At 52.4% G+C, this 25760-nt stretch carries 27 protein-coding genes; 11 read left to right on the top strand and 16 right to left on the bottom strand.

Annotation, left to right across the window (positions count from 1 at the left end; translation table 11 throughout):
* Positions 1–75: 75 nt before the first annotated feature.
* From map to prfA, 3 genes are read right to left on the bottom strand one after another with little or no spacing between them, the layout of a single operon-like run.
* On the bottom strand, positions 76–945 hold the full coding sequence (gene map, locus E5336_RS11030; RefSeq protein ID WP_135981157.1) for a type I methionyl aminopeptidase: 870 nt from the start codon (positions 943–945) through the stop codon (positions 76–78).
* A gap of 17 nt (positions 946–962) precedes the next feature.
* Entirely contained in the window at positions 963–1808 is an 846-nt protein-coding gene (gene prmC, locus E5336_RS11025) for a peptide chain release factor N(5)-glutamine methyltransferase (RefSeq protein ID WP_338400924.1), read from the bottom strand.
* Positions 1808–2887 carry a peptide chain release factor 1 gene (gene prfA, locus E5336_RS11020; protein ID WP_135981155.1) on the bottom strand — a complete coding sequence of 360 codons (1080 nt, stop codon included), beginning with the start codon at positions 2885–2887 and terminating at the stop codon, positions 1808–1810. Before prfA ends, prmC begins: the two co-directional genes overlap by 1 nt.
* A 144-nt stretch (positions 2888–3031) precedes the next feature.
* On the opposite strand from prfA, the gene E5336_RS11015 reads away from it, so the two are divergent.
* The 3 genes from E5336_RS11015 to E5336_RS11005 all read left to right on the top strand — a co-directional run bounded on the left by E5336_RS11015 (position 3032) and on the right by E5336_RS11005 (position 7114).
* Positions 3032–4483, top strand: coding sequence for a glucosaminidase domain-containing protein (locus E5336_RS11015; RefSeq protein ID WP_135981154.1), 1452 nt, complete (start codon positions 3032–3034; stop codon positions 4481–4483).
* A 44-nt stretch (positions 4484–4527) separates the two neighbouring features.
* Positions 4528–5607: a hypothetical protein gene (locus tag E5336_RS11010; RefSeq protein WP_135981153.1), complete on the top strand. Its 1080-nt coding sequence runs from the start codon at positions 4528–4530 to the stop codon at positions 5605–5607.
* Positions 5608–5746: 139 nt separating this feature from the next.
* On the top strand, positions 5747–7114 hold the full coding sequence (locus E5336_RS11005; RefSeq protein ID WP_135981152.1) for an MATE family efflux transporter: 1368 nt from the start codon (positions 5747–5749) through the stop codon (positions 7112–7114).
* On the opposite strand, the gene E5336_RS11000 is transcribed toward E5336_RS11005, so the two are convergent.
* Positions 7102–7539, bottom strand: coding sequence for a DUF3284 domain-containing protein (locus E5336_RS11000; RefSeq protein ID WP_135981151.1), 438 nt, complete (start codon positions 7537–7539; stop codon positions 7102–7104). The genes E5336_RS11005 and E5336_RS11000 overlap by 13 nt on opposite strands.
* 48 nt (positions 7540–7587) lie before the next feature.
* On the opposite strand from E5336_RS11000, the gene E5336_RS10995 reads away from it, so the two are divergent.
* The gene (locus E5336_RS10995; RefSeq protein WP_135981150.1) at positions 7588–8337 is read left to right on the top strand and encodes a TatD family hydrolase; all 750 of its coding nucleotides are present in this window, start codon (positions 7588–7590) and stop codon (positions 8335–8337) included.
* Here E5336_RS10995 and E5336_RS10990 read toward each other — a convergent pair.
* Entirely contained in the window at positions 8320–8679 is a 360-nt protein-coding gene (locus E5336_RS10990) for a hypothetical protein (RefSeq protein ID WP_135981149.1), read from the bottom strand. The genes E5336_RS10995 and E5336_RS10990 overlap by 18 nt on opposite strands.
* A gap of 115 nt (positions 8680–8794) precedes the next feature.
* Between E5336_RS10990 and E5336_RS10985 the strand changes: the two genes are divergently transcribed.
* Positions 8795–9157 (top strand): helix-turn-helix domain-containing protein, encoded by a 363-nt coding sequence (locus E5336_RS10985; RefSeq protein WP_135981148.1) that lies wholly within the window; start codon positions 8795–8797, stop codon positions 9155–9157.
* 40 nt (positions 9158–9197) lie between these two features.
* Here E5336_RS10985 and E5336_RS10980 read toward each other — a convergent pair whose 3' ends face one another.
* The 4 genes from E5336_RS10980 to E5336_RS10965 are packed head-to-tail and all read right to left on the bottom strand — an operon-like array spanning position 9198 to position 13044.
* Positions 9198–10157: a ribose-phosphate diphosphokinase gene (locus E5336_RS10980; protein ID WP_135981147.1), complete on the bottom strand. Its 960-nt coding sequence runs from the start codon at positions 10155–10157 to the stop codon at positions 9198–9200.
* 55 nt (positions 10158–10212) lie between these two features.
* Positions 10213–11166, bottom strand: coding sequence for a bifunctional UDP-N-acetylglucosamine diphosphorylase/glucosamine-1-phosphate N-acetyltransferase GlmU (locus E5336_RS10975; RefSeq protein ID WP_135981146.1), 954 nt, complete (start codon positions 11164–11166; stop codon positions 10213–10215).
* A gap of 60 nt (positions 11167–11226) precedes the next feature.
* Entirely contained in the window at positions 11227–11703 is a 477-nt protein-coding gene (locus E5336_RS10970; protein ID WP_135981145.1) for a DNA-deoxyinosine glycosylase, read from the bottom strand.
* Positions 11704–11763: 60 nt separating this feature from the next.
* The gene (locus tag E5336_RS10965) at positions 11764–13044 is read right to left on the bottom strand and encodes an AAA family ATPase (protein ID WP_135981144.1); all 1281 of its coding nucleotides are present in this window, start codon (positions 13042–13044) and stop codon (positions 11764–11766) included.
* A gap of 190 nt (positions 13045–13234) precedes the next feature.
* Here E5336_RS10965 and E5336_RS10960 point away from each other — a divergent pair, with 190 nt between their 5' ends.
* Together E5336_RS10960 and E5336_RS10955 are read left to right on the top strand one after the other, a co-directional pair.
* Complete coding sequence (locus E5336_RS10960; RefSeq protein WP_135981143.1) at positions 13235–13849, top strand: TetR/AcrR family transcriptional regulator; 615 nt, start codon at positions 13235–13237, stop codon at positions 13847–13849.
* Positions 13846–14457, top strand: coding sequence for a TetR/AcrR family transcriptional regulator (locus E5336_RS10955; protein ID WP_135981142.1), 612 nt, complete (start codon positions 13846–13848; stop codon positions 14455–14457). Before E5336_RS10960 ends, E5336_RS10955 begins: the two co-directional genes overlap by 4 nt.
* Positions 14458–14479: 22 nt before the next feature.
* Here E5336_RS10955 and E5336_RS10950 read toward each other — a convergent pair whose 3' ends face one another.
* Positions 14480–15175 (bottom strand): ComF family protein, encoded by a 696-nt coding sequence (locus E5336_RS10950; protein WP_135981141.1) that lies wholly within the window; start codon positions 15173–15175, stop codon positions 14480–14482.
* Positions 15082–16251, bottom strand: coding sequence for a helicase-related protein (locus tag E5336_RS10945; RefSeq protein ID WP_135981140.1), 1170 nt, complete (start codon positions 16249–16251; stop codon positions 15082–15084). Before E5336_RS10945 ends, E5336_RS10950 begins: the two co-directional genes overlap by 94 nt.
* 87 nt (positions 16252–16338) lie before the next feature.
* On the opposite strand from E5336_RS10945, the gene E5336_RS10940 reads away from it, so the two are divergent.
* The 3 genes from E5336_RS10940 to E5336_RS10930 all read left to right on the top strand — a co-directional run bounded on the left by E5336_RS10940 (position 16339) and on the right by E5336_RS10930 (position 19886).
* Positions 16339–17040 carry an N-acetylmuramoyl-L-alanine amidase gene (locus tag E5336_RS10940; RefSeq protein ID WP_135981139.1) on the top strand — a complete coding sequence of 234 codons (702 nt, stop codon included), beginning with the start codon at positions 16339–16341 and terminating at the stop codon, positions 17038–17040.
* The gene (locus E5336_RS10935; protein WP_135981138.1) at positions 17037–18200 is read left to right on the top strand and encodes a hypothetical protein; all 1164 of its coding nucleotides are present in this window, start codon (positions 17037–17039) and stop codon (positions 18198–18200) included. The genes E5336_RS10940 and E5336_RS10935 overlap by 4 nt, the downstream gene beginning before the upstream one ends.
* 105 nt (positions 18201–18305) lie before the next feature.
* On the top strand, positions 18306–19886 hold the full coding sequence (locus E5336_RS10930; RefSeq protein ID WP_168353656.1) for an ATP-binding cassette domain-containing protein: 1581 nt from the start codon (positions 18306–18308) through the stop codon (positions 19884–19886).
* Positions 19887–19906: 20 nt separating this feature from the next.
* Here E5336_RS10930 and E5336_RS10925 read toward each other — a convergent pair whose 3' ends face one another.
* The 5 genes from E5336_RS10925 to E5336_RS10905 all read right to left on the bottom strand — a co-directional run bounded on the left by E5336_RS10925 (position 19907) and on the right by E5336_RS10905 (position 24441).
* Entirely contained in the window at positions 19907–20509 is a 603-nt protein-coding gene (locus E5336_RS10925) for a hypothetical protein (RefSeq protein WP_135981136.1), read from the bottom strand.
* 77 nt (positions 20510–20586) lie between these two features.
* A complete protein-coding gene (locus E5336_RS10920; RefSeq protein WP_135981135.1) occupies positions 20587–21765 on the bottom strand; it encodes an aminotransferase class I/II-fold pyridoxal phosphate-dependent enzyme in 1179 nt (392 codons plus the stop codon).
* Positions 21766–21817: 52 nt separating this feature from the next.
* Entirely contained in the window at positions 21818–22036 is a 219-nt protein-coding gene (rpmE, locus tag E5336_RS10915) for a 50S ribosomal protein L31 (protein WP_135981134.1), read from the bottom strand.
* A gap of 104 nt (positions 22037–22140) precedes the next feature.
* Positions 22141–23835 carry a M3 family oligoendopeptidase gene (locus tag E5336_RS10910; RefSeq protein WP_135981133.1) on the bottom strand — a complete coding sequence of 565 codons (1695 nt, stop codon included), beginning with the start codon at positions 23833–23835 and terminating at the stop codon, positions 22141–22143.
* 60 nt (positions 23836–23895) lie between these two features.
* Positions 23896–24441 (bottom strand): Crp/Fnr family transcriptional regulator, encoded by a 546-nt coding sequence (locus E5336_RS10905; RefSeq protein WP_135981132.1) that lies wholly within the window; start codon positions 24439–24441, stop codon positions 23896–23898.
* A gap of 74 nt (positions 24442–24515) precedes the next feature.
* Here E5336_RS10905 and E5336_RS10900 point away from each other — a divergent pair, with 74 nt between their 5' ends.
* Positions 24516–25649, top strand: coding sequence for an MATE family efflux transporter (locus E5336_RS10900; protein WP_135981131.1), 1134 nt, complete (start codon positions 24516–24518; stop codon positions 25647–25649).
* Positions 25650–25760: the final 111 nt, after the last annotated feature.

Genomic DNA, 25760 nt, shown 5'->3' with positions numbered 1-25760 from the left:
GGTACACTTTAAAATGTATCCTCTAAGACTGCCATTTCTTAACTAAATGACATTGGGCGTCGATGCGCCTTCCCGTTACCAAGCCAGTTTTTCGATGCCTTTTTCTGTGACGAGCACCGTGTTTTCCCATTGGGCGGAAAGCTTTCCGTCCTCCGTATACGATGTCCAGCCATTGTCCGCGTCAATAAACAAGCGGTATTCGCCTTCGTTGATCATCGGCTCGACCGTAAACACCATGCCCGGAGCCAAAATCATCCCTTGTCCTTTGATCCCGACATGATGGACAAAAGGCTCTTCGTGGAAATCGTTACCCACGCCATGGCCTCCATAGTCAATGACCACGCTGTATCCGTTTTTATGCGCGAGTTCCTGGATCGCGGCGCCGATATCGCCCAAATGGCCCCATGGCCGGATCGCGGCGATTCCTGCTTCCATGCACTCTTTTGTCACTTCGACAAGCCGCTTCGCCTCCTCGGACACCTCGCCAATGCAAAACATGCGGCTCGCGTCCGCGTAGTGGCCATGGAAAATCGTCGTGCAGTCCACATTCACGATGTCGCCGTCTTTCAAAATCCGGTTATCGTCCGGGATGCCGTGGCACACCTCGTCGTTGATGCTCGTGCAACAGCTTCGCGGAAAGCCTTCATAGCCAAGCGGCGCCGGAATGCCGCCATGCTTGACTGTATAATCATACACGAGCTGGTCGATCTCTCCGGTCGACATGCCGGCGTGGATCTTTTCCTGCACGAGATCCAGCGCGCCGTTGTTGATTTTGGCCGCCTTGCGGATCCACTTTAAATCTTCCGGACTTTTTACCATATCGTGCGTCGGCACTTGTTTGCCTTGCAGCTTCAGCACATTGATCGTGTTATCCCACTCCTCGTGGCACTGTTTGTATTTCTTACCTGAACCGCACCAGCACGGAGAATTTTTGCTTAATACCATACGTCCACCTTCTTCTTTTACAATTCGACACTCAGCATCCGGTCTTTTCCCGACAAGTCCTTATGCACCCGGACAAGCGCTTCCGGAAAATAGGAAAGCGCCAGCGCCTTGAGCCGGTCCCCCTGATCGTAGCCCATCTCAAACGCGAGAACCGCCTTGTCCCGGCACACTTCCTTGGCGCGCTCAAACACCTGCCGGTAAAATTTCAGCCCGTCCTCGCCACCAAACAACGCCACGTGCGGCTCATAGTCCACCACGCTATGCTCCATGGGCTCGGCGCTTGGAATATACGGCGGATTGCACACCAGCAAATCGCACCGCAAATCCCGCTCAATGTACGGCTCCAGCATGCTTCCTTCCAAAAACGTCACCCGGCCGTCCAACGCTTCGTTGTTGGCTTGGGCGATCGCGAGCGCCTCTGGTGAAATATCGGAAGCGACCACGTTCATTTTCGGCTCCTCCAAAGAAAGCGAAATGCCAATCGCCCCCGATCCGGTTCCCACATCAAACACATCGACTTGATCGCGGTCGCCAAAATGCTCGTCAAACAGCTGAAGAACGAGCGCCACAAGCTCCTCGGTTTCCGGCCGCGGAATCAACACGTCGCCATTGACTTGAAACCGGTAGCCGTAAAACCATTCAAAGCCAAGCACGTATCCAAGCGGCGATCCTTTCTCCATTTCGTGGATCCCTTCCAAATAATCGGTTTGAATCGCCGGATCGCAAGGCTCGTCCATCACCATGTATAAGTTGATTTCTTTCGCGTTGCAAAGCTCGACCATCAAAAGCTGGGCGGCTTGTTCTCCCTGCCCCGCCTTCAGCAGCCGCTGACGGCCCTCAACTACCAGCGCGTGGTAGGTCATTATTGTTTTTCCCCCGCCAGCTTCGCCTGCTGGTCCGCCAGTTGCAACGCCTGCATCAAATCGTCAAGACGACCGTCCATGATACGGTCGAGCTGGTTGACCGTGTAGCCGATTCGATGATCCGTCACCCGGTTTTGCGGATAGTTGTATGTCCGGATCTTTTCCGCCCGGTCGCCCGATCCGATTTTTGTCCGGCGTTCCGCCTCGTTTTCCTCGTCGATTTTGCGCTGATGCTCCTCGTACACGCGCGCCCGGATCGTCGCCAGCGCCGTCGCCCGGTTTTCGTGCTGGCTGCGTCCATCCTGGCACTTGACGATAATGCCTGTCGGCTTGTGGATGATTCGAACCGCCGAATCGGTTTTATTGACGTGCTGTCCGCCGGCTCCCGACGCCCGCATCGTCTCGATTTCCAAGTCGTTCATATCGATGTCAAAATCCTCCGCGTCGATTTCCGGCATCGAAAGCACGGTCGCCGTCGACGTGTGGATCCGTCCCTGGCTTTCCGTTTTCGGCACGCGCTGTACCCGATGCGAGCCGGATTCGAATTTTAAGACGCCGTATGCTCCCTCGCCATTGACTTTAAACGAGATCAGCGAATAGCCGCCCGCCTCGCTTTCCTCGGTGTCGATCACTTCCAGCTTCCATCCTTTGGCTTCCGCGTACTTGGCGTACATGCGGAACAAATCGCCAGCGAAAATATTGCCCTCGTCCCCGCCGGCCGCGCCGCGGATTTCCAAAATCGCGTTGTGCGAGTCATTTGGATCTTTCGGTACGAGCAAAAGCTCCAGTTTATCCAAATACGCCTGGATCATCGGTTCCAGACGCTCGACTTCCATTTGCGCCATTTCCCGCATTTCCTTGTCGTCTTCTTCCGCCAAAAGCAGCTGCGCGTCTTCCAAATCGGCTTTCGCCTGTTTATATTCCCCGTACGTTTCCACGATCGGTGTCAATTCATTTTGTTCCCGGCCTAATTTTGCCATTTCCTTCCGGTTGGAAACAATGTCCGCGCGCATCATCAACTCGTTAATTTCATTGTAGCGTTCAACCATCGTTTCCAGTCTTTCGTCCATTTTTGCCATATTGTGCCCAGTCCTTTCCACTATCTCACTATAACACAGTCTGTCAAAAACTTGGCAGCGAATCCTTGTCCGAAAACAACTTTTCGCTAGGTCCCCGGTCCAATATCGTGTAAAATAATACAAAAGTGAAAGGATACCTCATTTATGCCAAACAACGCAAAACGAAAAAAGCCGCGGCGACACTTTAACAAGAAGCTGTACGTTCCCCTTGGCGTGCTGGCCGCCGCGCTCGCCGTGTACCTGGGGTTCAAGTGCACGGAAGACGGAACATTCACCGTCTTGAACTACTCCGAAGAAGAACCCGTCGTCGCGACGTATAAACACTTTGCCTTCGCCAAACGCAAGCTGAAATCGCTGGACGCGTCGTCCTTGTCCTGCATTCAAAACCAAAACGAAAAAGTCGTCGCCCTCCAAAGCGGCCTCGTGAACTTCCACACCAAAGATGTCAGCGAAAACACGACCTACACCACGACCGATGGCGAGGAAGGCTATTTAAACGGCAGCTACGGCTCCGACGCGCTGTATTTGGACACGAACAAAAACGGAACCAAGGTTTTGTTCATGATGGCCGGCGTCAAAGGCTGGGTCGATGTCGACGACATCAATTTGATGTTTTACGATCCCGCCTACGACATCTCGTGCTACTCGCGCGGCACCACCGCGCTCGTCCATCAAGTGTGCACCGACTTGCTTAACAACGCCTCGATCGCCTACAACATCGGTCCCGCGCCCGATTTCCTGAAAGAGGACACGACGTACTATTCCTACGACGGACACTATTTTTATCCGGATTTCGCCACGATGAGCGCCGACATGCAAGCGGGCACCTACGAGCGCGCCCTCAACAAAGAGCCGTACTTCAATTTTTACCAGTTCGTCCCGCACCGTTCGAAAACCGCCCTAGCCGACAACGCCTACGACGAGTATTTGTACCGGATCCGCGGCATCGACGCCCTGGCCTCGGCCTATCCGTGCGCCGACAACGAATCGGTTCTTTACGACAGCGAGCCGACCTTTATCCAGGAGCAAAACGACGTCTTCGTCAACGGCTCGATGATGTTTTCCCTGGCTTGCAACGAGAGCGCCTACGGACAAAGCCAGTACGCCATCGAACAACACAACGTGTTCGGACACGGCGCGTTTGACGAAAACCCGGATCTGGCCACGATGTACGCCGACTTGAAAGACTGCGTCCACCAGCACGCCTACTATTTCATTCAGCAGGCGTACGCCAACCCCAAAGACTGGCGCTATCATGGCTCCTGGTTTGGCGACAAAGGCAGCGGAATCAACGTCCAGTACGCGTCCGACCCGTATTGGGGCGAAAAAGCGGCCTCGATGTACTACGCCCTGGATCAGGGAACCGATCGCGAGGCGATCCAAATCCACACCGTGATTTGCCCGCGGGATCTGGACGTCGCCCTACCGGATGGAACAATCGCGTATACGTACAAAAAAGGCACGGTGGCCAGCTTTGTGGTCGTTGGCGAAACCGACGAAGACTACGAGGTGATGCTGGAGGCGCCCGTTCAAAACGGCGCGATCGACGTGAACGCCACGTACGATCCGGACATCCATGGCCGAATTAAAAAATAAGCATTCGGAAAGAAATTTCGCTTCTTTGTTTTTATAATGATGCCATGAAAAAGAAGACACTGAATGGAATAGCCTGGGTATGCGCTTGGGGGTGCGCGCTCTGCTTCCGTCCGGCGTTTGCGATGGAATCCATCGCCTCCACTGGCACCAACGTGAATCCGGCTATTTACGAAACGCTTGAAAAACAAAAAAAGGTTTTGACGAACTATCCGATTCTCTTTGACGCGTCTTTCGACGTGTACAAGTCGCAAAAAGACGAGGGAACGTATGTAGTTCCCGGCTTGATTCGAACCGAGACGGTCGACTTGCACAACCAGGTCGACGAGTGCGCCGACATGACGCCTCAGGGCGTCGCAGTCGTGGACGACTACATTATGATTAGCGCCTATTGTCATGAGCACAAGCACAACAGCGTGATCTACGTTTTGAACAAGCGCTCTCACTTATTCGTAAAAACGATTATTTTGGAAAACCGTTCCCACGTCGGCGGCATCGCGTACGACCCGATTTGCCGCAACTTGTGGGTGGCGACCAAAAACGAGGAAGAAGGACACGCCAGCGTTTCCTCTTTAAAGCTCGCGACGATCGACAGCTACAATTTTTCCAAAACCCGAAAACCGATCCGGTTCGACTACGTCCGCCAGCTGCCGCAAATGAAAAACAACACATTCATGACGTATTACGACTTCGAAGTGTATTGCGGCTGCTTTGATAAAAAGACAAAAACGCTGTCTTTGTACATTTACAAAATCGAGCCTTTCAGCGGCCACATCGACAATCGCTCGACCCGGACGATTCGCGTGGCGGGCTACGATTTTATCGGCGATATTTGCCAGGGCATCGCGATCAGCGACGAATACATCGTCTTGTCCGCCAGCAACGGGCCGGACCAGGAGTCGATGCTCGCTTTCTTCGACCGCAGCGACGATTACTTTTTGAACGCGAAGCCCTCAAAAACGATCACGCTGCCTTCCCGGCTCGAACAAGTGTATTTTGATGGAGGTGGAACCCTTTTCCTTTTGTTCGAATCGGCCGCCAAAGCGTATCGGCAAAGCGAAAGCATCGACATCGACCGGGTGCTTAAATGCGATGTGGACACCCTGACTCGCTATGTCCGTTATTAAAAGCCGTCCCCGCGGCTTTTTTCGTTTTTCTCAACGCCGCAAAGCTTTCTTTGAAAATCTATTTTCAATCCATCCACAAGAATTCAGGAAAAGCGCCGGTTTTTCGCTATAATGGAAAAGAAGAAAGGAAGGGAAACAAATGAAATCTCACTCGCTGCTGGAAGGAAGCATCGTCAAGGGACTGCTCTGGTTCGCCATTCCGCTGTTTTTTTCCAATTTGTTTCAAACGCTGTACAACACCGTCGACACCATTCTCGTCGGTCATTTTCTAGGCGACGCCTCGCTGGCCGCCATGGGCGCCACCACCGCCATTTTCGAGCTTATCGTCGGCTTCGCCACGGGCGCGGGCGCCGGCTTTGGCATCGTGGCCGGCCACTACTTTGGCGCCAAAGACGAGGCGGGTCTGAAAAAAAGCATCGCGTCCTCGCTCGTGCTCAGCGCGCTCATTAGCGTTGTGTTGACGATTACCGCGTACGCGCTGATGCCCGCCTTGCTGCATGTGCTCAACACACCGGCCGACATTTTCGCACAAAGCCTGACGTACATCCGCATCATCGTCTTGTTCATGACCATTACCGTCTTTTACAATTTGAGCGCCGGCATGCTGCGGGCGGTCGGCGACAGTCTTGCGCCGCTTGCGTTTCTGTTTCTTTCCTGTCTGATCAACATCGGACTGGACATCTTGTTTATCACCCGGTTTCACATGGGCGTGGCGGGCGCGGCCTGGGCGACGATCATCGCGCAGTTTTTGTCGACGCTCGTGTCACTGGGCTATATCGGCTTGAAAAAGCGCATTCTCATTCCCGCGCGCCACTCGTTCGTGTACGACAAGGCGCTCGTGCAGGATTTGGGCGGCCAAGGTCTTTCGATGGGCTTCATGATGTCGATCGTTTCCATGGGAACTGTCATTTTGCAGGCGGCCATCAACAATTTGGGCACGACGCTGATCGCCGCCCACACGGCGGCGCGCAAATGCGGCTCCATCGTCATGATGCCAATCGCTTCCGTCTCGGCGGCTTCGAGCACGTTTGTCGCCCAAAACAAAGGCGCTGTCCAATACGAACGCATCGTGGAAGGCGTGCGGATCTCCAACCGGCTGGGCATTGGCATCGCGCTGGCTTGCGCGTTGTTCGTCATGCCGCTCAACCAGCCAATCATCCACTGGATCAGCGGCTCCACCGATCCAGTCGTCCTCCAAAACGGCGGCACGTATTTGCTGGTCAACACGCCGTTTTGCACGGTGCTGGCCGTGCTTTTGAACATGCGCAACGCCTTACAGGGGCTGGGAAAGAAAATCGTCCCGCTCGTGTCGAGCGTCATCGAGCTGGTCGGCAAGTTTTTGTTTTCGTTTTTGCTCATCCCGGTGTTTGGCTACATGGCCGTCATCTGGTCGGAGCCGCTCATCTGGGTGGCGATGACGATCCAGCTGTTGTGGGCGTATTCCCGGGTGCCGGAAATCCAGGCGCTCAAAAAAGAAAACAGGACCGACTTCGTCTACGACGAGTGATCCTGCGCTTTCTTTTGATTCAAAATGGTCGCTTCGACCGCCATCAGCATGCGCTTCGCCTGCTTGATGGCTTTTTTTTCGCCCAGTCTGGACGCGAACGTCGGCTTCGTCTGGCCTTTGCGCCGGATTTCCTCCCGATACGTAACCGACACGGCGTTTTCACCTTCGGGTTCGAGCTCATAGCGCACGAAGATCGTGTCGCCATTGGACGTGAACGTCGCCTCGTACAACGCGTCGCGTTTCCATCCGGTCACGGCGACTTTGACGGACCGGCCCTGGGATTTTTTCGTATACGTGAACCCGCGTCCGATTTGCGTGGCGTCGACGTTTTTGTTCGTGGCCGCCTTGACTTCCTGAAGCAGCGACTGTTCCATGATCGCGAACAAATCGCGGGCGGATACATTCAATTTCACGATGGTTTCCATGGAATCCTCCTTCCGTGACCATTATAATGGAATTTGGAGGTTTTGCCTATGTATACCGATAGCCATTGTCATATCACTTTCGACCAGCTGTACGACCATCTCGACGACGTGCTCGAGGGCATGAAGGACGTTTCGTCGTGCCTGATCATGTGTACGAACGAAACGGAATTTTTACGCGCGCTCAAGTTGAAAGAAGCCGACGCGCGCTTCAAGGTGGCGTTTGGCTGGTTTCCCGGCGACGCCAAAACCATTGACGACGCCAAAATGGAGCGGCTCGAGCAGTATTTGCGGGAAGGAAAAATCGACGTGCTCGGCGAGATCGGCTTGGACTACTATTGGGACAATACGTTCAACGAGGTCCAAAAAGACTTGTTTGTCCGCCAAATCCGGCTGGCGAACCAATACAAAGTTCCAATCGCGATCCATATGCGGGAAGCCACGCGCGACTGTCTGGATTTGCTCAAAGCGCACGCCAAAACCCCGATCGTCTTCCATTGTTTTTCGGGAAGCGTCGAAACGATGAAAGAATGCCTGCGCATGAACGCCCTCATTTCCTTTGCCGGTCCAATTACTTTTAAAAACGCCAAACACGGTCCCGACTGCGTGCGCGCCTGTCCTCTTGAGCGCCTGCTGACGGAAACCGATTCGCCGTATTTGACGCCGGTTCCTTACCGGGGAAAGGAAAACCAGCCGGGGTATGTTCGATTTGTCACGAAAAAAATCAGCGAGCTGAAAGGTTTGGAGGAAGCCGATGTCGCCCGCCAAGTCGAAGCCAATTTCCTATCGCTGTTCCAGTAGCTGCCGGACGCCTTCTTCTCGCAACGCGCAAAGATCGTTCTGGCTGTACGACGTGCCGCGGATTTTCAGCACCGGCACGTTTTTGTCGTACTGGATTGGATAAAACAAATCGCTTTCCGCTTCCGGTTCTTTCAAAGGCCGGGCGGCCGGGTCGATTTCCAGCGTGATGGACAGCGCGCTGGCGGCCATGACCCATTCGACAAACCGGTCGGAATCGGATATCGACCCGCGAATCACGTCGCCATGCCGCACGCCTTGCAGGACGAGCCCGTTTCGAATCGAACGGGCACCTTGGATACGGCGCGGATTTTTTTTCTGCATAAATTCAAAAAATGTATTCATATTTTTATTATATACCTACCTTTTCCTTGGTGTAAACTAAACCTTTTACTAGGTTCTTTCTCCCTTTATTCGGTTGTATATTACCTCTATAAGGTAATGTACAAAGGTTGATTTTATGAAAAATGAAGATTTGCGGCTCGACAGAGGCAATCGGCTGCGCCGATATCGTTTGAACAAGCATCTTACACAGGACCAGATGGCCGAGCGCCTGGGAATTTCCAGCAAACATTATAGTGAAGTGGAACGCGGAAAGACAGGATTTTCAATCGACAACTGGATCCTGGCCGCCCGTATTTTGGATGCGGACCTCAACACGCTGCTGGATGGCCCCGCCACCACGCTAAAAATCCAGGAGGAAGCGGATTACTATTTGCGCGACGCCAACCGGACATTGATGCAAAAAACGATTCTTGAGCGGATTTTCCTATTGATCGAAGAATACGCGAAATTGTGCGTGGACGAGAAAAAAGAATCATAGAAACAGGAGTTTTTCCAGTCTATGATTCTTTTTTTGTTTTTTAGTCTTCGATGATTGCGTTCTGCAAAGCGCTCGAAAGCGAGGAATTGTGCTCAATCGCGTTGATCGTCGCCGCCAGCAGAGGCGCCACGGAAATGACTTTCATCTGCGGATACTCGTCGTGGTTTTTGGTCTGGTCGATCGTGTTGGTGCAAATAAACTCTTCGAGGTTCGCGTTTTTCAGCCGTTCCACCGCCGGTCCCGACAAAATCGCGTGCGAGCAAGCCGCGTACACTTTTTTCGCGCCTTTTTCCTTCAGCATGTTGATGCCGGAAGTCAACGTGCCCGCGGTGTCCACCATATCGTCGATAATGATCGCCGTTTTGCCGTTGACATCGCCAATCAGGTTCATCGCTTCCGCCACGTTTGGTTTTGGACGGCGCTTGTCGATGATGGCCAGCGGCGCGTTCAGCATTTCCGCCAGACGGCGCGCGCGCACCGTTCCGCCATGATCCGGCGACACGACAACGACGTCGTTTCCGGTTTCAATAGACTTTACATACTCGCCAATGAGCGGCAGCGTCGTGATGTCGTCGGCCGGAATGTCGAAATAGCCCTGGATTTGCGTCGCGTGCAGATCCATCGTGATGACGCGGTCCGCACCGGCGCGTTCCAGCAGCGAAGCCACGAGCTTTGAGGAAATCGGCTGACGCGGTTTCGCTTTGCGGTCCTGCCGCGCGTATCCGAAGTAAGGAATGATGGCGTTGATGGTCGCCGCGCTGGCGCGTTTGCAGGCGTCGATGCCAATCAACAGCTCCATCAAGTTGTCATTGACTGGTTTATTCGTGCTTTGGATAAAGTAAACGTCTTTTCCCCGGACCGATTCGCCGAGTTCCACAAGAATCTCTCCATCCGCAAAATGCTTGACTTCACATTTTCCTAGTTCAATCCCAAGAATGTCACAGATCTGTTCCGCGAGTTCACGGCTTGAGTTCAAAGCGAATACAATAGTTTTTTCCATATGAATTTGTTTGTCCCTTCCAGTAAATTAAAATTTACTTTTTCTGTGTCACCGTCTATTTTACGACACAATTTTGTTTTATGTAGAGATTTGGACCGATTTTTTGATTTTTTTCGATCTTCGAGTCCTCAATCACCGTATTTGGCATGATTTCGGCAAAATCCTCGATCACGCTGCTTCCGATAATCGACACGCCCGGATGAATGATGACATCATGGCCGATGCGCACGTCTTTTCCAATCACCGTCCGGGCCGGATCGACGATTTGGACGCCTTCCTTCATCCACCGGCGGTTGATATGGTCCCGCATCCAGCGATACGCCTCGCTCAGCTCCACACAATCATTAATGCCCATGACTTCGTCCCGGTCCTCGATGACCATCGCCTCGACCTTTTTTCCCTGACGCGACAAAATCGACGCGAGATCCGTCAAATAGTATTCATGCTGCGCGTTGTCGTTGGTCAGCTGCTTCAGTCCTTCGAACAAGTCCTTGTTTTTGAAGCAGTACATGCCCGCGTTGATTTCCCTGATTTCTTTTTCCTCTGGCGAAGCGTCCTTGGCTTCGACGATGGCTTTCACCGATCCATCCTCATCCCGGACGATTCGTCCGTAATGCGCCCCATCTTCCAGAACCGCGCTCAGCAGCGTCAGCGACGCGTCCTGATTGGCTTCGAACAGCCGTTCGAGCGTTTCCGGCTGGATGCACGGCCCGTCCCCGTTAATGATCAGCGTGTCGCCCTCCTCGCCTTCGAGCTGGCACGCCTGCATGACGGCGTGGCCGCTGCCCAGCTGCGGGGACTGCACCGCGAATTCAAGATCCGGGAACGCGTCCATGATGCTTTCGGCCTGGTAGCCGACCACCACGACGATGCGTTCCACGCCGGTGGCCTTGAGCGCTTCCACGATATACGCCAGCATCGGACGGTCGATGATCGGATGCATGACTTTGTTCATTTCCGATTTCATTCGCGTCCCCTTGCCGGCGGCTAAGATGATTGCATTCCGCATAGTTTCACCTGACTTTCCTTTCCCATTCTAACAAAAAAATCTGCTCAAACCAACAAAACATCAATCCTTCACGCATTCGTACGCCTTTTTTAGATTTTCAAACGAAATCTGGCGATTCGCCGGCGAAGGCGAAGGCAAATACACGCACGGCAAGTCGCAGCCGCAATACGCCTCGTAAAATGCCTCGGCTTTTCTTCCGGTCACAAACACTTTTTCGATTTTCGTTTTCGCGACCAGCGCCCCGATATCGTTTCCGACCGGATCCTGAATGCTCGCGTCGCTTGCGCCCTCAATCCGGCACGACCGAAGCGTGTCCCACAACGCGATATGATGGGTGTGGCAAAACGCCTTCTTCTCTTCGATCGTTTGCGGGCACGGGACGTCAAACACGGCCGCCAGCACTTTCCAAAACCGGTTTTGCGGATGGCCGTAGTAAAATCCGGTTTCCCGGGACTTGGGCGAAGGCATCGTGCCTAAAATCAAAATTTTCGAATCGGCGTCGTACACCGGCTCGAAGGTGTGCTCAATCGTTTCCATCGTTCCTCCTTTGAAAAAACAGGGTCATCCCCCCTTGATGATCCCTGTTCTGTATTTTCCTTATTTCAATGCGTTCAACTCGTTTTGCAGCGAGCTGATTTGCCCGTTCAGCGAATCCACCTCGGCTTGGGCCGCGCTGGCGTTGCTGCTGGCCGTCTGGTAGGCGCTGGCCGCGTTGTTGTAGGCGGCATCCGCGTTGCTGTAGGCGTTTTGCGCTGCGTTGAGCGCGCTGGCATCCACCGTCACGCCTTGCGCGTTGAGCGCGTCCAGCTCATGGTGGAGCTCCGCGAGCTTGTTGCTTGTTTCGTCGCTGTAATCCTCGCTGGACAGCTCCGCGATTTTTTCCTGGATTTGCGCGATCTTCTCATTCAGCTCGTTTTGGGCTTCCTGCTGGGCGGCGTTGTAGTCGTTTTGCGCCTGCTCGAGCGCGCTGGCCGCGCTGGCGCGGTTTTTTTCCGCCTCGTTCATATCGAGCTGGGCCCGCGAAAGAATGTTGTTGGCTTCGCTGGCCGCCGACTGCGCCTGACCAAGCTGGGATTTCAACTGGTTGATTTGATCTTTGAGCGCCGCTTTCTTTTCCGCGATTTGCGTGTTGTTGTTTTTGGAATCCTCGATCTTTTGCGATTTGAGCTCCTTGATCAGCTCGTCGAACGTCTTGCCTGTTTTTTGTTTCAAAAGGTCGTTGATTTGCGCTTTTTGCGCCGCGCTCAATTTCGAATACGTCGCCTCGTATCCGGTCAGTCCCTGCGTGTCGTCGCCCAGTCCGTCAATGAACTTTTTCAAATCCTTAAATGCGTTTTCCTGCTGGGCGCTGGCGGTTTCTTTCGTGTTCAAAGAGCCGCTGATCAAATTCATCGTTCCAAAGACGATGCCGCCAATCAGCAGGACCCCGACGACGGAACCGGCGATGATCGCGATCATCTTTTTGTCGCTTTTTTTCTTTCCCGGCCGAACGCGGGTTTGCGGCTGGCTTTCCCGATGCAGCTGCGGTCCTTTGTTTTCGTCGATCAGCGTCTGGATCTCCTGGTTGTCCATGATGACCGTATGCGAAGGCTCGGCAATGTCCTCCTCGATTTTCTCTTTGCTGAAGACCATCGTCTCCCCGTTGCCGGCGTCGGCTGCGGGACTTGTTTCGGTTTCGCGACGCAAAACGATGCGCTCTTCCTTCTCGACCGGTTTGGACGCGGGTTCCGGTTTTACGAGCAAGTCCTCCATCGTGCGGGACGCCCGGGTCCGGCGCTCTTTCTTCTTGGCGAAGTCTTCGATCTTTTTTTCCATCGTGTCGTCGTTTTGGAAGGAATCAAGCAGTTCGGATAATTCGTCGTGTGAATCTTTTGACATAGTCTACCCCCTTTAATTATATTCATTTTAGCAAATGGGGTTTTCAAATACAAAATTTTCAATTTTTCCACATATTTCACGTATTTCTTTATCTTTTTTATGAAAGATATGCGTTATATATACTTTTTTGATACAAGACACCCAAAATGTGCTATAATTTACATAAAGAAAGTTTACCGGAGTAAAGTTTATGAGAAAAAAGAATTTAGAGCAAGTGATCGTCCAAACCGCCTATCGCCTTTTTGAAGAAAAAGGCTTTGAAAACGTGTCCGTCATGGACATTTGCGACGCGTGCGACATCACGAAGCCGACATTTTACAAACACGTCAACTCCAAGGAAGATCTACTCAGTTATTTTTTTCAAACCATGACATCGAAGATTCCCGAAGACTGGTACAAATATTCCGACGAAACCAATTTCTGGGAAAAGATCCGAACGGGCTTCTGCTTCTTTCTGGAGCATGTCCAATCCATTGGGATCGACATGTACACGGCGACATTCATCGCCAATTTGCGTTCCTACAAAGGAACATTCGAAGACATTCCTTCTTTTAAAGCGGAAATGCTGGACCTGATTCGCATGGGACAGGAAACCGGGCAAATCCTGAATGAAAGCTCCCCGGAGGAATTGTACGCGTGCGGCGTCGCGCTGTCGATTGGCTATGGCGGATACTGGTGCTTTTTAAACGATCCGGATCATGATTTGATTCTCGATTTTGTGAACGGGCTTCGCAATTCGTTTATGGTGGATCTCAACTACACGGATCCTAGATTTTACCGGCAGCCCGCAAAGGAGCGACCATGAAAAATCAGGAAAAACAAGAACAAATCATCCAGACCGCCTTGCATTTGTTTTACGAACGCGGATTCAAAAACGTGTCCGTCATGGACATTTGCGACGCGTGCGACATCACGAAGCCGACGTTTTACAAGTATGTCCCTTCGAAAGAGGAAATCCTGCGCCACCACTACCGCGGCACGCTGGACGAGCTGAGCGAACGACTGCGCCAGCTTGATCCCGAGCCCGACTTCTGGCGGCTGATCGTGCTTGGATTGACGTTCACGCTGCGAAAATCGGTGCAAATGGGACCGGAGCTGTACGCCCAATACATGACGCTCAACTTCAAAACCCATACGTTGACCGCCCGTTACAATTCCCCGGCCCGCGACGCGACGATCAACTCGATTCGCAAAGCGCAGGAAAACGGGCAGATTCGCAATATGGCGGACCCGGTCGAACTGTATTTGGCGGCCCGCAACCTCGGTTTGGGCCTCGCCTTGAAATGGTGCATGGTGCGCGGCGGATACGACGTGGTCGCGCAAACCGAGGCGAATCTCGCCATCTTGTTCCAGCCCGACCATCGGCGCATTGAACAAGCCGTCGCGGATTTTGAACGCGCCAGAGCGCGTTAGAGAAGACGTTTGTCTTCTTTTTTTATTTCCAAAACCGGCTTTTTATCCGCTCGTGCCGATGCGTCTGGATCCAAAGCGGATGCGCCGCGACCACCAGCACCGCCTCGCAAGGAAGAAGAGTTAGCGCCGCCTGTATCGTACTGCCCGTCGTCAGCACGTCGTCCAGAAGAATGCGTTTTTTAGCGGGTGGCAGCGGATAGTGCCGTTTTCGGCGCAAAGCCATTTGGATGGATCGTCGCGCCGACGCCGAAAGCGTCGACTGTTTTTGACTGCCTACCCGATAAAACGGCGATTCGAGCGGTAGATTCAATGACGAGAAAATGTCCAGCACGGGCTCAAATCCGCGCTCGGCGCGTTTGGCCTCGCTGGAACAAACCGCAACGCATTGAAACGACCGCAGCTTTCTTCGAAGCGCACTCGCCTCTCCTTCCAAAAACACATCCCTAAGCGCCACGTCGCGCTGTTCCTTGTACTGAAAAAACAACGTTTCGATCCATTCCTCGTATTCATACAGCACATGAAACACCACCCCGTCCACGGCATAGGAACGCTTGTGGGGCTTGAATCGTTTCCGGCACGCCGCGCAAACGGAGGGGCGGTCGTCGATAAACAAACGGGCCGGAATCATTCGTTCGGGCTCAAGGCAGATCGGGCACACCGGTTCATCCATTCGATCGTGGACACGCAAGAGCGAATGGCTTCGTTGGTTCGCGCGCATAAACACACCCCCTTTCCATATGGATCGTCGAATTTCCGGCCGACCCGGCCAAAAATCTGAATCAGGGACGCCGCGTTGAATACGGGATGGTCGCCATGGAACACCACGACCTGAACGCCGGGAATCGTAATCCCGCGCTCCAGCAAAGTCGTTGTCACCAGGACGGAAAACTTTCGCTGGCGAAACGCCTCCATCACTTCGTCCTTGTCGTTGCAGGCGGCGTGGATGTACCGCGCTCCATAGCCGCGCAAAACCATCGCCATGATCCGGGCGTCTTTTTTTCGCGGCACAAAAACAAGCGTCTGCTTTCCTTCTCTCGTAAACCGTCCGCAATATCCAATCGTCAAGATCCACTGAAGCCATAAAGGCACCCGCCAAACATCCGGCACGACGAGCGGCTTGCCGTGCGGTCTTTCAAACAGCGTCACGATTTCGACGCGCTTTTGCCGAATGTCTTCTTCCAGCCCCGGATCCATCGTCGCGGACAGGCAAAGCTTCTCTCCTGCGCACGCTTGGTCCACGAAGGCGCGCAGCAAGTCGCTGCCCGCGTAGGGAAACGCGTCCAGCTCATCCAAAATCAGCAAGTCGAACGTTTGCGGATAGCGATACAGCTGATGAATGGTGCACACGATCAAATCGCCGTCCAGCTGTGTCGTGTGGCCCTGACACACTTCGACGATTCGCAACCGGGGAAAGACTTGCCGCAAACGGGCTGCGATCTCGAGGACGACTTGCCGGCGCGCGATGGCGAAACCGACTTTTTTCCCCTGGCTTAAATACGCGCAAATGCTCTCATAGCAAAGCTCCGTTTTTCCTGCGCCGGTCGCTGCATATAAAAACACGTCCTTTTTGGCCTGTAAATACCGCAAAGCCTGCGCGCTGGCCGCTTTCTGGGCGGAAGTGAGCCCAAACGCCAGTTCCGGTTTTTCATGGATCGTCCGCCGGGAAAGGACGGGTGGCGAAACGACCGCGCCGACATCGAGCCGGTTGAAGCGCACGCACCGCCGGCAATACCACACCCCTTGATCGTACGCGAAGAATTTCGGGTCTTCGTTCCCGCATCGTAAACATCTCATACCTTTATATACGATAAAAACCGGGAAAAGTGCCCAAAACTTTTGAAATTTTTGAAAAAATTAAGATTTCTGTGGCACAATCAACGTATGAAACGAAAGAAACCACAAACATGGATCTTTATTGTCTGGTCCTTCCTCGCGCTTCTCGGCCTTGGATTTTGGGGGCTGAGCGCATACAAGCGCGAACCTTCCGCCACGCTAATGATCGACGCGGGTCATGGCGGATACGACAGCGGCGCGATCGGCGCCGACCAAACCACGCTGGAAAAAGACTTAACGATGGAGATCGCTTATAAAATCGGACAGCAGGTCCGCCAGCTCGATCCCTCGATCGAGGTGTTGTTTACCCGGCTGGACGACAACGTGGACTGGCCGCACGAGGAAACGGCGGATTTGCAAGCGCGAATTGACCAAACGATTCAAAAGGGCGCCGACTGCTTTTTGTCGATCCATCTCAACGCGAGTTCGAATCCGGATGCGTTTGGCTACGACGCGTTTGTGCGCCCCAACGACGCGTTCTCAATGGCGGCCGCCAGCCGGATCGTGGAAAATCTGGAAGCCATTTCCTATTCGGCCAATCGCGGCACCAAATCTACGCTGGATGCGCCGCTCATGGTTGTCGACAACCAATCCATTCCCTCGATGCTGATGGAAGTCGGCTTCGTGTCGAATCCGGCCGAGCTCGAGGCGCTGAAAAGTCCGGTCACGCAAAACCGCGTCGCCAAAGCCATCGCCCGGGCGTACGTGGATACGATGCACGAGTTTTTCAAAGAGGAGGAAACGCAATGATCGACATTCCCGAGCACGAAAAGGTGAAAATCGGTCAAATGATCGAGTTTTTACGCAAAAGAAAATGGAAAGAAAACAAAACGTGGACGGTTGAGCGGTTCATCGAAGGCGTTTGTTCCAAAGCGACGTATGCCAAACTGCGGAAATTCCCCCTAAAAGAAAGCGAAACGTACGACAAGCTCCTGGCCAAACTCAATCTTTCCTATTTGTACGACGCCGCCAGACGAAACGATTTTTTGCGCGCGGAAAAACAATGCGCCTTGGCTTTCGAGAAAGAAAACAGCCGTACGCCTGAACGACTGCGCGCTTTAATTGAATCGTATGCCGCTTCCGGCACGATTTTCGAATATTTGACTTGTCTTGCGCTAACGGATTCAACGCTTTCCATCTCGGACTTGCTTCAAATCCACGCCTGGATCCGCCCTGCCATGAAGGAAATCGTAATGGGACAAATTCTCGACGCGCTTGAGCAAGCGCCGCTTTCCGCCTTGACGCCCGCCATCCAACACGCGCTGGTCTTCCATACAAACCGGAACCGGATCCAGTATTTGTTTTTGCTCATTCGAAACGAGCGCTTTTACGAAGCCGCCTCCCTTTGCGAAGAGCTGCGAAAAAAAGATTTAACGCCGCGTGAAACGGCGCGCGTACGCGTCGCGAAGCTTTTTTTAATGCACCATATCCAGCCGCAATCGTTCGAAGAGGAGGCTTCCCGTCTTCGTGCCGAACCGTTTTTTCCGCTCCTTGCGCGCGACTGGATCCATATTTGCGCGATCCACGCCTACTTTCAGCGCGATTTTGAAAAAGCGAAACCCCTTTTGATGAAAGAGGTTCTATGTGAAAAAACTTTTTTCCCCGCCATTTTATTTTTGGCGCATATGCACGGTTCCGCGAATGGATTCGACAAACGGGTTTTTTATCGTTTTCCGATCGACCACTTTCCTGTCGAGTACCAGCATCTCTACACGTATTTTGACATGAAATTCAATCACGCGTCTTTTGACATTCTTGAAAACTATTTATGGACGATTTGCCGGAAAGAAATCAAGGCGTTTTATCCTTCTTCCATCATGGCGCGGTTGATTCACGATGAACTACGCTGGATTAGCGAACAAACGAACGATCGAACCAGGCTTTACGCGTTCCGCCAGCAATTCGGGTAGACATTTCGATCAAACCGCTTTAATTTTCCTCGTTTTCCTTTTTTCGTTCACTTTTTTTCTTCTCGCGGTTTTCCTTTTAAAATCATGGCAGGAGGAAAAAACACTATGAATTCCATGGTCAAACAAACACAACGACGAACTCTCTTTTTCTTTCTTTTGGATATGGCGTGTCTGTATGGCTTTATCGCGGCCATTCAAAGCTTAATCGACCGCCTCTCGCAAGGCCTCGCCTTTTCTCCATCTTGTTTTTGGGTTTTACTCGGACTGCTGGCGGGCATGGTCGTTTGCGGCTTTTGCTCCCAATACGGCTTTCACATGCTGCCCGTTCTCGGAAAAAAGGAGGCGCTGGAACGATACGAGCGCCGGCTCATGGCCGAGGACCACTCCTTTTTTGAAACGCACTCCACCGCTTTTTGCTTGTCTTTGTTCCAAAACGAGATCAGCCTGCTCGCCCAGCAAAAGGTCACGTTTCCGGTCGTCTTTCTTTATCAAAGTTTCTCGCTGATCGCCGGGGCGGCGTTTCTTTTTTTCAACGAATGGCGTCTGGCCCTCTTCTTGTTCGGCCTCATTGGCGCGTGCTTTTTCCTGACGCATGTGTTATCGAAGAAGATCGCCGGCCATACCCGCCTCGTTCTGGACGAAAAAAACAAGCTGTTTCAAATACTGCACGAAAACATCGAGGCGCACCGCGTCATCCGTTTTTTGAACAAGGAGGCTTTCTTTTCCGCCCGGTTTTGCCACACGTTAGAGTATGGTCTCGTTCCGATCGAGAAGATTCAGGCGCTTCTGAACGCCCAATACGTCACGATCTACTCCATCCTCTCCCGCGCCCTTCCTTTGCTGGGAGCGGGGATCGGTTTGGTGTTCGTGGCACTTGGCTGGATGGGCATCGGGAAAATCGTCTCCACGTACGCCTTGATGTCGCTCATTCAGGAGCCGATCATGCAGCTGGCGGAAATCCGGACCCAGAAGCACACGATGGCCGCTCTTCAGGCCACGATTGACACCGTTTTTGTTTCAAAACCGCGAAAATCGGATCAATCCTATGATTTCAACGACCCAATTCAGAAATTGGACGTCCAAATCGAACAATTCGCCTACCCCGGTTCCCCCGCGATTCTTTCCGGTCTTTCCTTTTCCATTGAGGCTGGCCGTCATACGAAGCTTGCCGGTCCAAGCGGCGCGGGCAAAAGCACGCTGATAGCTTTGATCATGGGCGTGCTTCAAGGCAAAGACGCCCGGGTTTGTTTTAACGGCGTGGACGGTTCGTCGCTTTCGCCGGCCTGGCGATCTCGCCACGTGCTTTTGGTCGACCAGAAACCGAAATGGTTCGCGGTGTCGATGTTGGACAATATCACGCTGGGCGATTCTTTTTCTAAAGCCCAAATCGACGAAGTCATCCACGCCTGCGTTTTGGAAGATGTGCTAAAAGAACATAGCAATGCCATCCACGAATTGAGCCAGGGACAGGCCCAGCGCGTTTCGATCGCCCGTATGCTCCTCCGTCAGCCGGACGTGCTGATTCTGGATGAGCCCATCAGCGCGCTGGACGAGCGGACGGTGGCCTTGTTTTTGCCGCGGCTGAAAGCGTACGCTCAACAGCATTCCATCACGCTTCTCATTTCCAGCCACAACGAGGCGGTCGACGCGTTGTGCGCGCAAACGATCGCGTTAAAAAAGGCGTAGTTTCTTCTACGCCATTTTCATCACGCGCAATGCCGTGTTTTCATATGGTGGTGCCGGCACGCGTCGATGTACATCCACAAATCTTTTCCTTCGCGAACGGCTTCGATCAAATCGTAAGGATCGTCCACGACGACATGGGCTTGTTTCAACGCCTCCATCGCTTGTACGAAATTTTTTGGATCCTGCTTCAAAGCGTCGATCGTTACCAAACTGCCGTCTTTCCTTTTCACATCCATGACGAGCGTGTAGCTTGTCGTGCTCCACAACGACAGCTGCGTCGTCCAGCGCATGTGGATAGACTCGATTCCATGAACCGGCACGCGGATCAGAAATTCCGTGGAATTTCCTCGATGCAGCGCGTAACGCATCTGGTCGATCCAGCGGGGAATGCGCGCGTACGCGATATGGTCGCCTTCAACAAGCCAGATCTTATGCGAAGTCGCCACGACCGGAATGTACAAAACGAGATTCATGATCGTAAAACCGATCCACAAAAGCCAAAACCAGTTTCGACCGCAAATAATCGCCAGCAAATTGGCGAAAAGAAGCGCCAAAAACGCCGAGATCCCTGCCGCCGCAAGATTCCAGTTTGAAACCCGTTTTCCGACAATGATTTTTTTCATAAAGCCACTTCCTTTTCTCTTCATTGTACGATTCTCTTCAATACAAAAAAAGAGCGAAGACTGTCCGCCTTCGCTTCTCATTTCTTTGTGACAAAAAATTCCGTTTGTTTCAGCCGGCGGACCGCTTCTTCGATCGCCTGCTCGTCCTGCACGAGGGCGATCCGCACGAAGCGTCGGCCTTCCGGGCCAAACGACTCGCCCGGCGTCACGATGATGCCGGTTTCTTTTAGCAACGCCTTGGTGAACGCGACCGAATCCTTGTAGGTGTCTGGAATCGGCGCCCACAAAAACATCGTCGCCTGGGAAAGCGGGATCTTCCAGCCCGCGCTTTGAAATCCGCGCACGAGCGCGTCGCGGCGGTTTTGATACGCCTGCCGTGTCGACTCGATTGTCGTTCCGCCTTGTTCAAGCGCCACGACACCGGCATATTGGATCGGTAAAAAGATGCCGTAATCCATATTCGACTTGAGCATTTTGTATTGGTTGATCACCGATTCGTTGCCAACCAGGACGCCAAGTCGGGCCCCCGCCATTCCATACGTCTTGGAAAAAGAGTTCAGCTCGACGCCAACTTCCTTCGCGCCGGGAAACGATAAAAAGCTTTTACCTCGTTTTCCGTCAAACACAAGCTCGCTGTAGGCGTTGTCGTGCACGACGAGAATGTCGTTTTCCTTCGCGAAACGAATGAGCTCTTCGTAAAAGGAGTCGGGCGCCGTCGCGCCGGTTGGATTGTTCGGATAACAAACGATGATCATTTTGGCTTGTTTGCGCTGGGCGGCCGTAATGCGCGAAAAATCGACGAGATAGTCGTTTTCTTTCGTAAGCGGCGTAAAAATCACTTGCGCGCCGGCAAGTTTGGGCGCGTCGACATAGACAGGATAATACGGATCGGGAACAAGAATGCCGTCGGTTGGATTGCAGTAAAGGAGCGGCAAATTCACGAGCGCTTCCTGCGAGCCCTGGAGCAAGGCGATTTCGCCGGACTCCAACTCGACGTCGTAGCGCGTATGATACCATTTCTGGATCGCTTGGATCAAGGCGGGCAGCGGTTTGATGGCGTACTGGTAATTGGCCGGGTCTTCGACCGCTCTTGCCAGACTCTCCATGATTTTGGGGTCGGGGGCGATGTTGGGCGAGCCAAGCGAAAAGTCGATCGTGTTTTGGTTGTGCGCGATTTCGTATTGTTCTTTTAAGGCGCGCAAATCCATAAACACGGATGTGTGGAAATGAAGCATTCGTTGTGCGGGTTCAAACATTTTTCTTCCTCCTAAGAAAAAAGCAGCGCGGTTTCGCGCTGCTTGTTTATCCTTATTCTCCGTCTTTCAGGCCATACTTCTTGTTAAATTTCTCAATACGTCCCTGTGCGGCTGCGAAACGCTGACGTCCTGTGAAGAATGGGTGGCAGTTACTGCAAGTATCGACACGCATTTCATCACCTTTGATCGTGCTACCGGTTTCAAATTCGTTACCGCAAGAAGAACAGATTACTTTAACAGTATGGTAATTTGGATGAATTCCTTTTTTCATACTCTGTATCCTCCTTCCGCCTTGAACCTCGTGTGGGCTCAAAGTAAGTGCTATCCAATTATAGCACGCGCAAAGCAAAAATCAAGCGTTTTTGCGTCAGTCTTTTAGAAAGCCGACTCGTCCGCGCTGGCGAACCAGTCGTCCACCTTGCGCATGACTTCTTTCAGGCTTCCGTCATCGAACGGCACTTTCAAGCCCGCCTCCTTGACGATGCCCCGGAACGGCAAGGTGCCGCCAAGCCGGCAAATCTTTTTGTAGTCTTCAAACGCCTGCTCGTCTTTGGCTTGGATGCGTGCCCAAAACTGAAGCGCGCAAACTTGCGCCAGCGTGTAGTCGATGTAGTAAAACGGATCCATAAAAATGTGAAGCTGCCGCATCCACCAGCCGCCGCGCTCCAAAACCGGGATCTCGTCGTAGTTTTTGTGCGGCAAATACTGCTTTTCCAACGTCCGCCATGTCGCCATGCGCTCTTCCGGCGTCATTTCCGGATGGGCGTACACTTCGTGCTGGTAATGGTCGACCAAAACCCCGTAAGGCAGAAATTTGACCGCGCCACTTAAATGGTTGAAGTAGTATTTGTTCACGTCGTCCTCAAAGAACGTTTTCATCCATGGGTACGTGAAAAACTCCATCGACATGGAATGGATCTCGCAAGACTCGAGCGTCGGCCATACGCAGTCGCTTGGCACGATGTCCTTCGAGCAATACACCTGGAACGCGTGGCCGGCTTCGTGTGTCAAAACTTCCGCGTCGTGGCTCGTCTGGTTGAAGTTCGCGAAAATGAACGGCGATTCGTAATCCGGGAAGAACGTGCAGTATCCGCCCGCCGCTTTGCCCGGATAGGAATCGAGGTCAAGCAAATCGTGGTCGGTCATGAATGTGAAAAACTTGCCTGTTTCCGGGTCGAGCTCCTTGTACATCGTCAACGCCCGCTTCACCATTTCCGGACGGTCGTATTTCGGTTTCGGGTTTCCGGTCAAAAATTCGATTTTTTCGTCCCACACGTGCAAATCGTCGTAGCCAAGCCGTTTTTGTTGTCGGGCGTACAGCTTGTTGGCGAATGGCACCACGTCCTCGAACACCTGCTTGCGGTAGTTCGCCACGTCGTTTTGATCGTAATCCAGACGTTTCATTCGCAAATAGCCTAGCGGAATATAGTTGTCGAACCCAAGTTTCCGCGCCATTTTCGTCCGGACTTTCACCATTTGATCGTACAAATCGCCGAGTTCTTTTTCGTGGTCTTCAAACCAGCCCCAGTACGCCTTGGTCGCCGCTTTGCGCACGTCGCGGTTCGCGTCGTTCATTTTGACTTCCAGGCCGGCCAGGGAATAGTGCTGACCGTCGAATTCGACATCGGCGCTGGCGATCAACGCCTGGTAGGCGCTGGCCAGTTTGTTTTCTTCCTGCATATCCTCGATGATTTTTTCATCGAACGCTTTCATGTCCATTTCCTTTTGCAGGAAATACGTTTCCGGAACGTCTTTTTTCAATTCTTCAAAAAACGGGCTTGCCCATATCGTTTTGACAGCCTGCACCATATCGTTTTGCACAAGGGGAAGGATATGGTCGTAATGGTCGTTTTCTTTCGTGTAAAACTCGTCTTTCGTGTCGATTGTGTGTCGCACATTACACAGCGAACTCATCGTTTGAATGTGCCGATCCAGCCGATCCAGCTTTTGAAACGCCTCGTAAAACGCCTTATAGTCGCCGGCGTCTTTCAGCTCGGCTTCGATTTGCTCGAACCGGGCATGGAGCTCTTTTTCATCCAAATGCTCGTATGGATAGTCTTTAAACTTCATCGTCGATTCCTCCTCTATTCGATGGCTTCAATAATTTCATTATACTCCAAAAATGTTTTCTTATCGCCATGTATAAAGTCCTTTTTTCAATCGAGTGACAACGCCTTGCTCTTTCAGACGGGCCAGGACCCGCTGCACATGACGACGCGATCCGTGGACATTGGCAAGCAGTTCCAAAATCGTGACCGGCTCTTTTTTCCAGCGCATATACCGGGCGATCCGCGTTTCCAAATCGTCGCGTCGCAAGTCGAAAAAAGACTGCCGCAGTTGAATCGTCGCCAAATGCTGTCCCAGCAGCCACAAAAGCTCGCTATCTTGTTTCAAGGCGGAAGAAAACGGAACAAAAACCGCCCATACGACCGACGCGGCTTGCGCGAAGTAAGGTGAAGGCCGGTCCAGTAAAAACTCCACCACGCCAAGAATCGTTTCCTCCTGCGCGGCGACAATGGAATACTGCGTTCCATCTGGCTCGACACCGTAAATATGGATCGTTCCGCGGACGATAAACAGCAGGCAGGTCATCTTCTCGTCCATCGCGATGATTCGTTCCTCTTTTTCGTACTCAAGAATTTCAATTCGTCCTTTTGGCAGGCGTTGTCGTTTCATCCGATTATTGTGCCATAAGTCACAATTTTTGTCCGCCTTTTCTTTTATACTGGTGAGGAAAGTGGGGGATACACATGCAGTCGATGATTTTTGATTCAAACCATCCCGTTCGGGAATACTTTAAACTTTCACTTCCGGTTGTTTTGAGCATGCTTGTTTCGTTGATTTACAATTTGGCGGACACGTTTTTTATCGGCCGGACAAACAACGCTGATCTGGTGGCCGGCGTTTCTTTGTGCGTGCCTGTCTTTACGTTGCTGATGGCGTTCGGCAACATTTATGGACAAGGCGGAAACTCTTTGATTTCCAGAGCGCTTGGCAAACAAAACCACGATCTCGTTCGCCATATTTCTTCCTTTTGTTTTTGGGGAGCACTTTTAACCGGCGTGGGGCTTACGTTCGTCGGGCTCGTTTTCTCGAAACCGATTTTAATGAGTCTGGGCGCGCAGGGAGCCGCCATCGCGACCGTTCTTGGCTATGTCGCGACGGATCTTTATTTTTTATACGTCCTGCGAAAGAAGTCCTCTTTATTGTCTTTGCGCTGGAAGGCGCAGGCGGACAAAAAAGAGATTTTAGGCATTGGAGCTAGCGCCGCAATCACCAACATCACCCAAAGCGTTTGCATCATTTTGATGAATCAGTGCCTTCTTCCTTATGGGAGCGAGCAAATCGCCGCGATGGGAATCGTGTTGAAGGTGACGATGATCGTTCAGCTTCTTTTAACGGAATTCGCCTTCGGCGGCGCACCATTGTACGGCTATTTGTTTGGAAGCCAGAATTTTGGAACGTTAAAAAAACTCATTCGGTTTTGCGCCCTGTGGATGGGCGGACTCGCTTTAGCTCTGAGCCTTCCGTTGTTTTGTTTTCCTAAAGCGCTTCTTTCTGTTTTTATTCAAGTCAACACGGTCATTGAAGCGGGCGCAACAATGCTTCGCTGGCAATGCGCTGGAATGGTGTTTGGCGGACTGGTATTGTTTTTTACCGTTTTGTTTCAAACGACCGGCAAAATGGCCCCTTCCTACATTTTATCGTTGAGCCGGCAAGGCATTGTCTTTGTGGTCGTGTTGTTTGTTTTAAAAAGTGCATTTGGCTATTCGGGCATTTTGGCAAGCCAGGCGGTGGCTGACTGGTTCAGCGCCGCGATCGCGCTTGGCTTGTATCGGAGCGTCTTTGTCCGGTCCAGTCAGACGCTTTCACTGGAAAAATAAATTACAGAAAAAACGCGGACTTCCATTGAATGAGCCGCGTTTTTGTTTGGATAAATAAAAAAACCTCGCCAGCGGCAAGGTGGTCGTTCGATCTCTCAAAACCAGAAACAC

The organism is Dubosiella muris, assembly GCF_004793885.1.
GTDB lineage: Bacteria > Bacillota_I > Bacilli_A > Erysipelotrichales > Erysipelotrichaceae > Dubosiella > Dubosiella muris.
Note: the sequence above shows the minus strand (reverse complement) of the source record. Positions and strands in the feature narration are given on the sequence as shown.

Excerpts from the sequence above, each read along its gene's own strand:
- map (WP_135981157.1), bottom strand. The coding sequence starts at position 945 with ATGGTATTAAGCAAAAATTCTCCGTGCTGGTGCGGTTCAGGTAAGAAA.
- prmC (WP_338400924.1), bottom strand. The coding sequence starts at position 1,808 with ATGACCTACCACGCGCTGGTAGTTGAGGGCCGTCAGCGGCTGCTGAAG.
- prfA (WP_135981155.1), bottom strand. The coding sequence starts at position 2,887 with ATGGCAAAAATGGACGAAAGACTGGAAACGATGGTTGAACGCTACAAT.
- E5336_RS11015 (WP_135981154.1), top strand. The coding sequence starts at position 3,032 with ATGCCAAACAACGCAAAACGAAAAAAGCCGCGGCGACACTTTAACAAG.
- E5336_RS11010 (WP_135981153.1), top strand. The coding sequence starts at position 4,528 with ATGAAAAAGAAGACACTGAATGGAATAGCCTGGGTATGCGCTTGGGGG.
- E5336_RS11005 (WP_135981152.1), top strand. The coding sequence starts at position 5,747 with ATGAAATCTCACTCGCTGCTGGAAGGAAGCATCGTCAAGGGACTGCTC.
- E5336_RS11000 (WP_135981151.1), bottom strand. The coding sequence starts at position 7,539 with ATGGAAACCATCGTGAAATTGAATGTATCCGCCCGCGATTTGTTCGCG.
- E5336_RS10995 (WP_135981150.1), top strand. The coding sequence starts at position 7,588 with ATGTATACCGATAGCCATTGTCATATCACTTTCGACCAGCTGTACGAC.
- E5336_RS10990 (WP_135981149.1), bottom strand. The coding sequence starts at position 8,679 with ATGAATACATTTTTTGAATTTATGCAGAAAAAAAATCCGCGCCGTATC.
- E5336_RS10985 (WP_135981148.1), top strand. The coding sequence starts at position 8,795 with ATGAAAAATGAAGATTTGCGGCTCGACAGAGGCAATCGGCTGCGCCGA.
- E5336_RS10980 (WP_135981147.1), bottom strand. The coding sequence starts at position 10,157 with ATGGAAAAAACTATTGTATTCGCTTTGAACTCAAGCCGTGAACTCGCG.
- E5336_RS10975 (WP_135981146.1), bottom strand. The coding sequence starts at position 11,166 with ATGCGGAATGCAATCATCTTAGCCGCCGGCAAGGGGACGCGAATGAAA.
- E5336_RS10970 (WP_135981145.1), bottom strand. The coding sequence starts at position 11,703 with ATGGAAACGATTGAGCACACCTTCGAGCCGGTGTACGACGCCGATTCG.
- E5336_RS10965 (WP_135981144.1), bottom strand. The coding sequence starts at position 13,044 with ATGTCAAAAGATTCACACGACGAATTATCCGAACTGCTTGATTCCTTC.
- E5336_RS10960 (WP_135981143.1), top strand. The coding sequence starts at position 13,235 with ATGAGAAAAAAGAATTTAGAGCAAGTGATCGTCCAAACCGCCTATCGC.
- E5336_RS10955 (WP_135981142.1), top strand. The coding sequence starts at position 13,846 with ATGAAAAATCAGGAAAAACAAGAACAAATCATCCAGACCGCCTTGCAT.
- E5336_RS10950 (WP_135981141.1), bottom strand. The coding sequence starts at position 15,175 with ATGCGCGCGAACCAACGAAGCCATTCGCTCTTGCGTGTCCACGATCGA.
- E5336_RS10945 (WP_135981140.1), bottom strand. The coding sequence starts at position 16,251 with ATGAGATGTTTACGATGCGGGAACGAAGACCCGAAATTCTTCGCGTAC.
- E5336_RS10940 (WP_135981139.1), top strand. The coding sequence starts at position 16,339 with ATGAAACGAAAGAAACCACAAACATGGATCTTTATTGTCTGGTCCTTC.
- E5336_RS10935 (WP_135981138.1), top strand. The coding sequence starts at position 17,037 with ATGATCGACATTCCCGAGCACGAAAAGGTGAAAATCGGTCAAATGATC.
- E5336_RS10930 (WP_168353656.1), top strand. The coding sequence starts at position 18,306 with ATGAATTCCATGGTCAAACAAACACAACGACGAACTCTCTTTTTCTTT.
- E5336_RS10925 (WP_135981136.1), bottom strand. The coding sequence starts at position 20,509 with ATGAAAAAAATCATTGTCGGAAAACGGGTTTCAAACTGGAATCTTGCG.
- E5336_RS10920 (WP_135981135.1), bottom strand. The coding sequence starts at position 21,765 with ATGTTTGAACCCGCACAACGAATGCTTCATTTCCACACATCCGTGTTT.
- rpmE (WP_135981134.1), bottom strand. The coding sequence starts at position 22,036 with ATGAAAAAAGGAATTCATCCAAATTACCATACTGTTAAAGTAATCTGT.
- E5336_RS10910 (WP_135981133.1), bottom strand. The coding sequence starts at position 23,835 with ATGAAGTTTAAAGACTATCCATACGAGCATTTGGATGAAAAAGAGCTC.
- E5336_RS10905 (WP_135981132.1), bottom strand. The coding sequence starts at position 24,441 with ATGAAACGACAACGCCTGCCAAAAGGACGAATTGAAATTCTTGAGTAC.
- E5336_RS10900 (WP_135981131.1), top strand. The coding sequence starts at position 24,516 with ATGCAGTCGATGATTTTTGATTCAAACCATCCCGTTCGGGAATACTTT.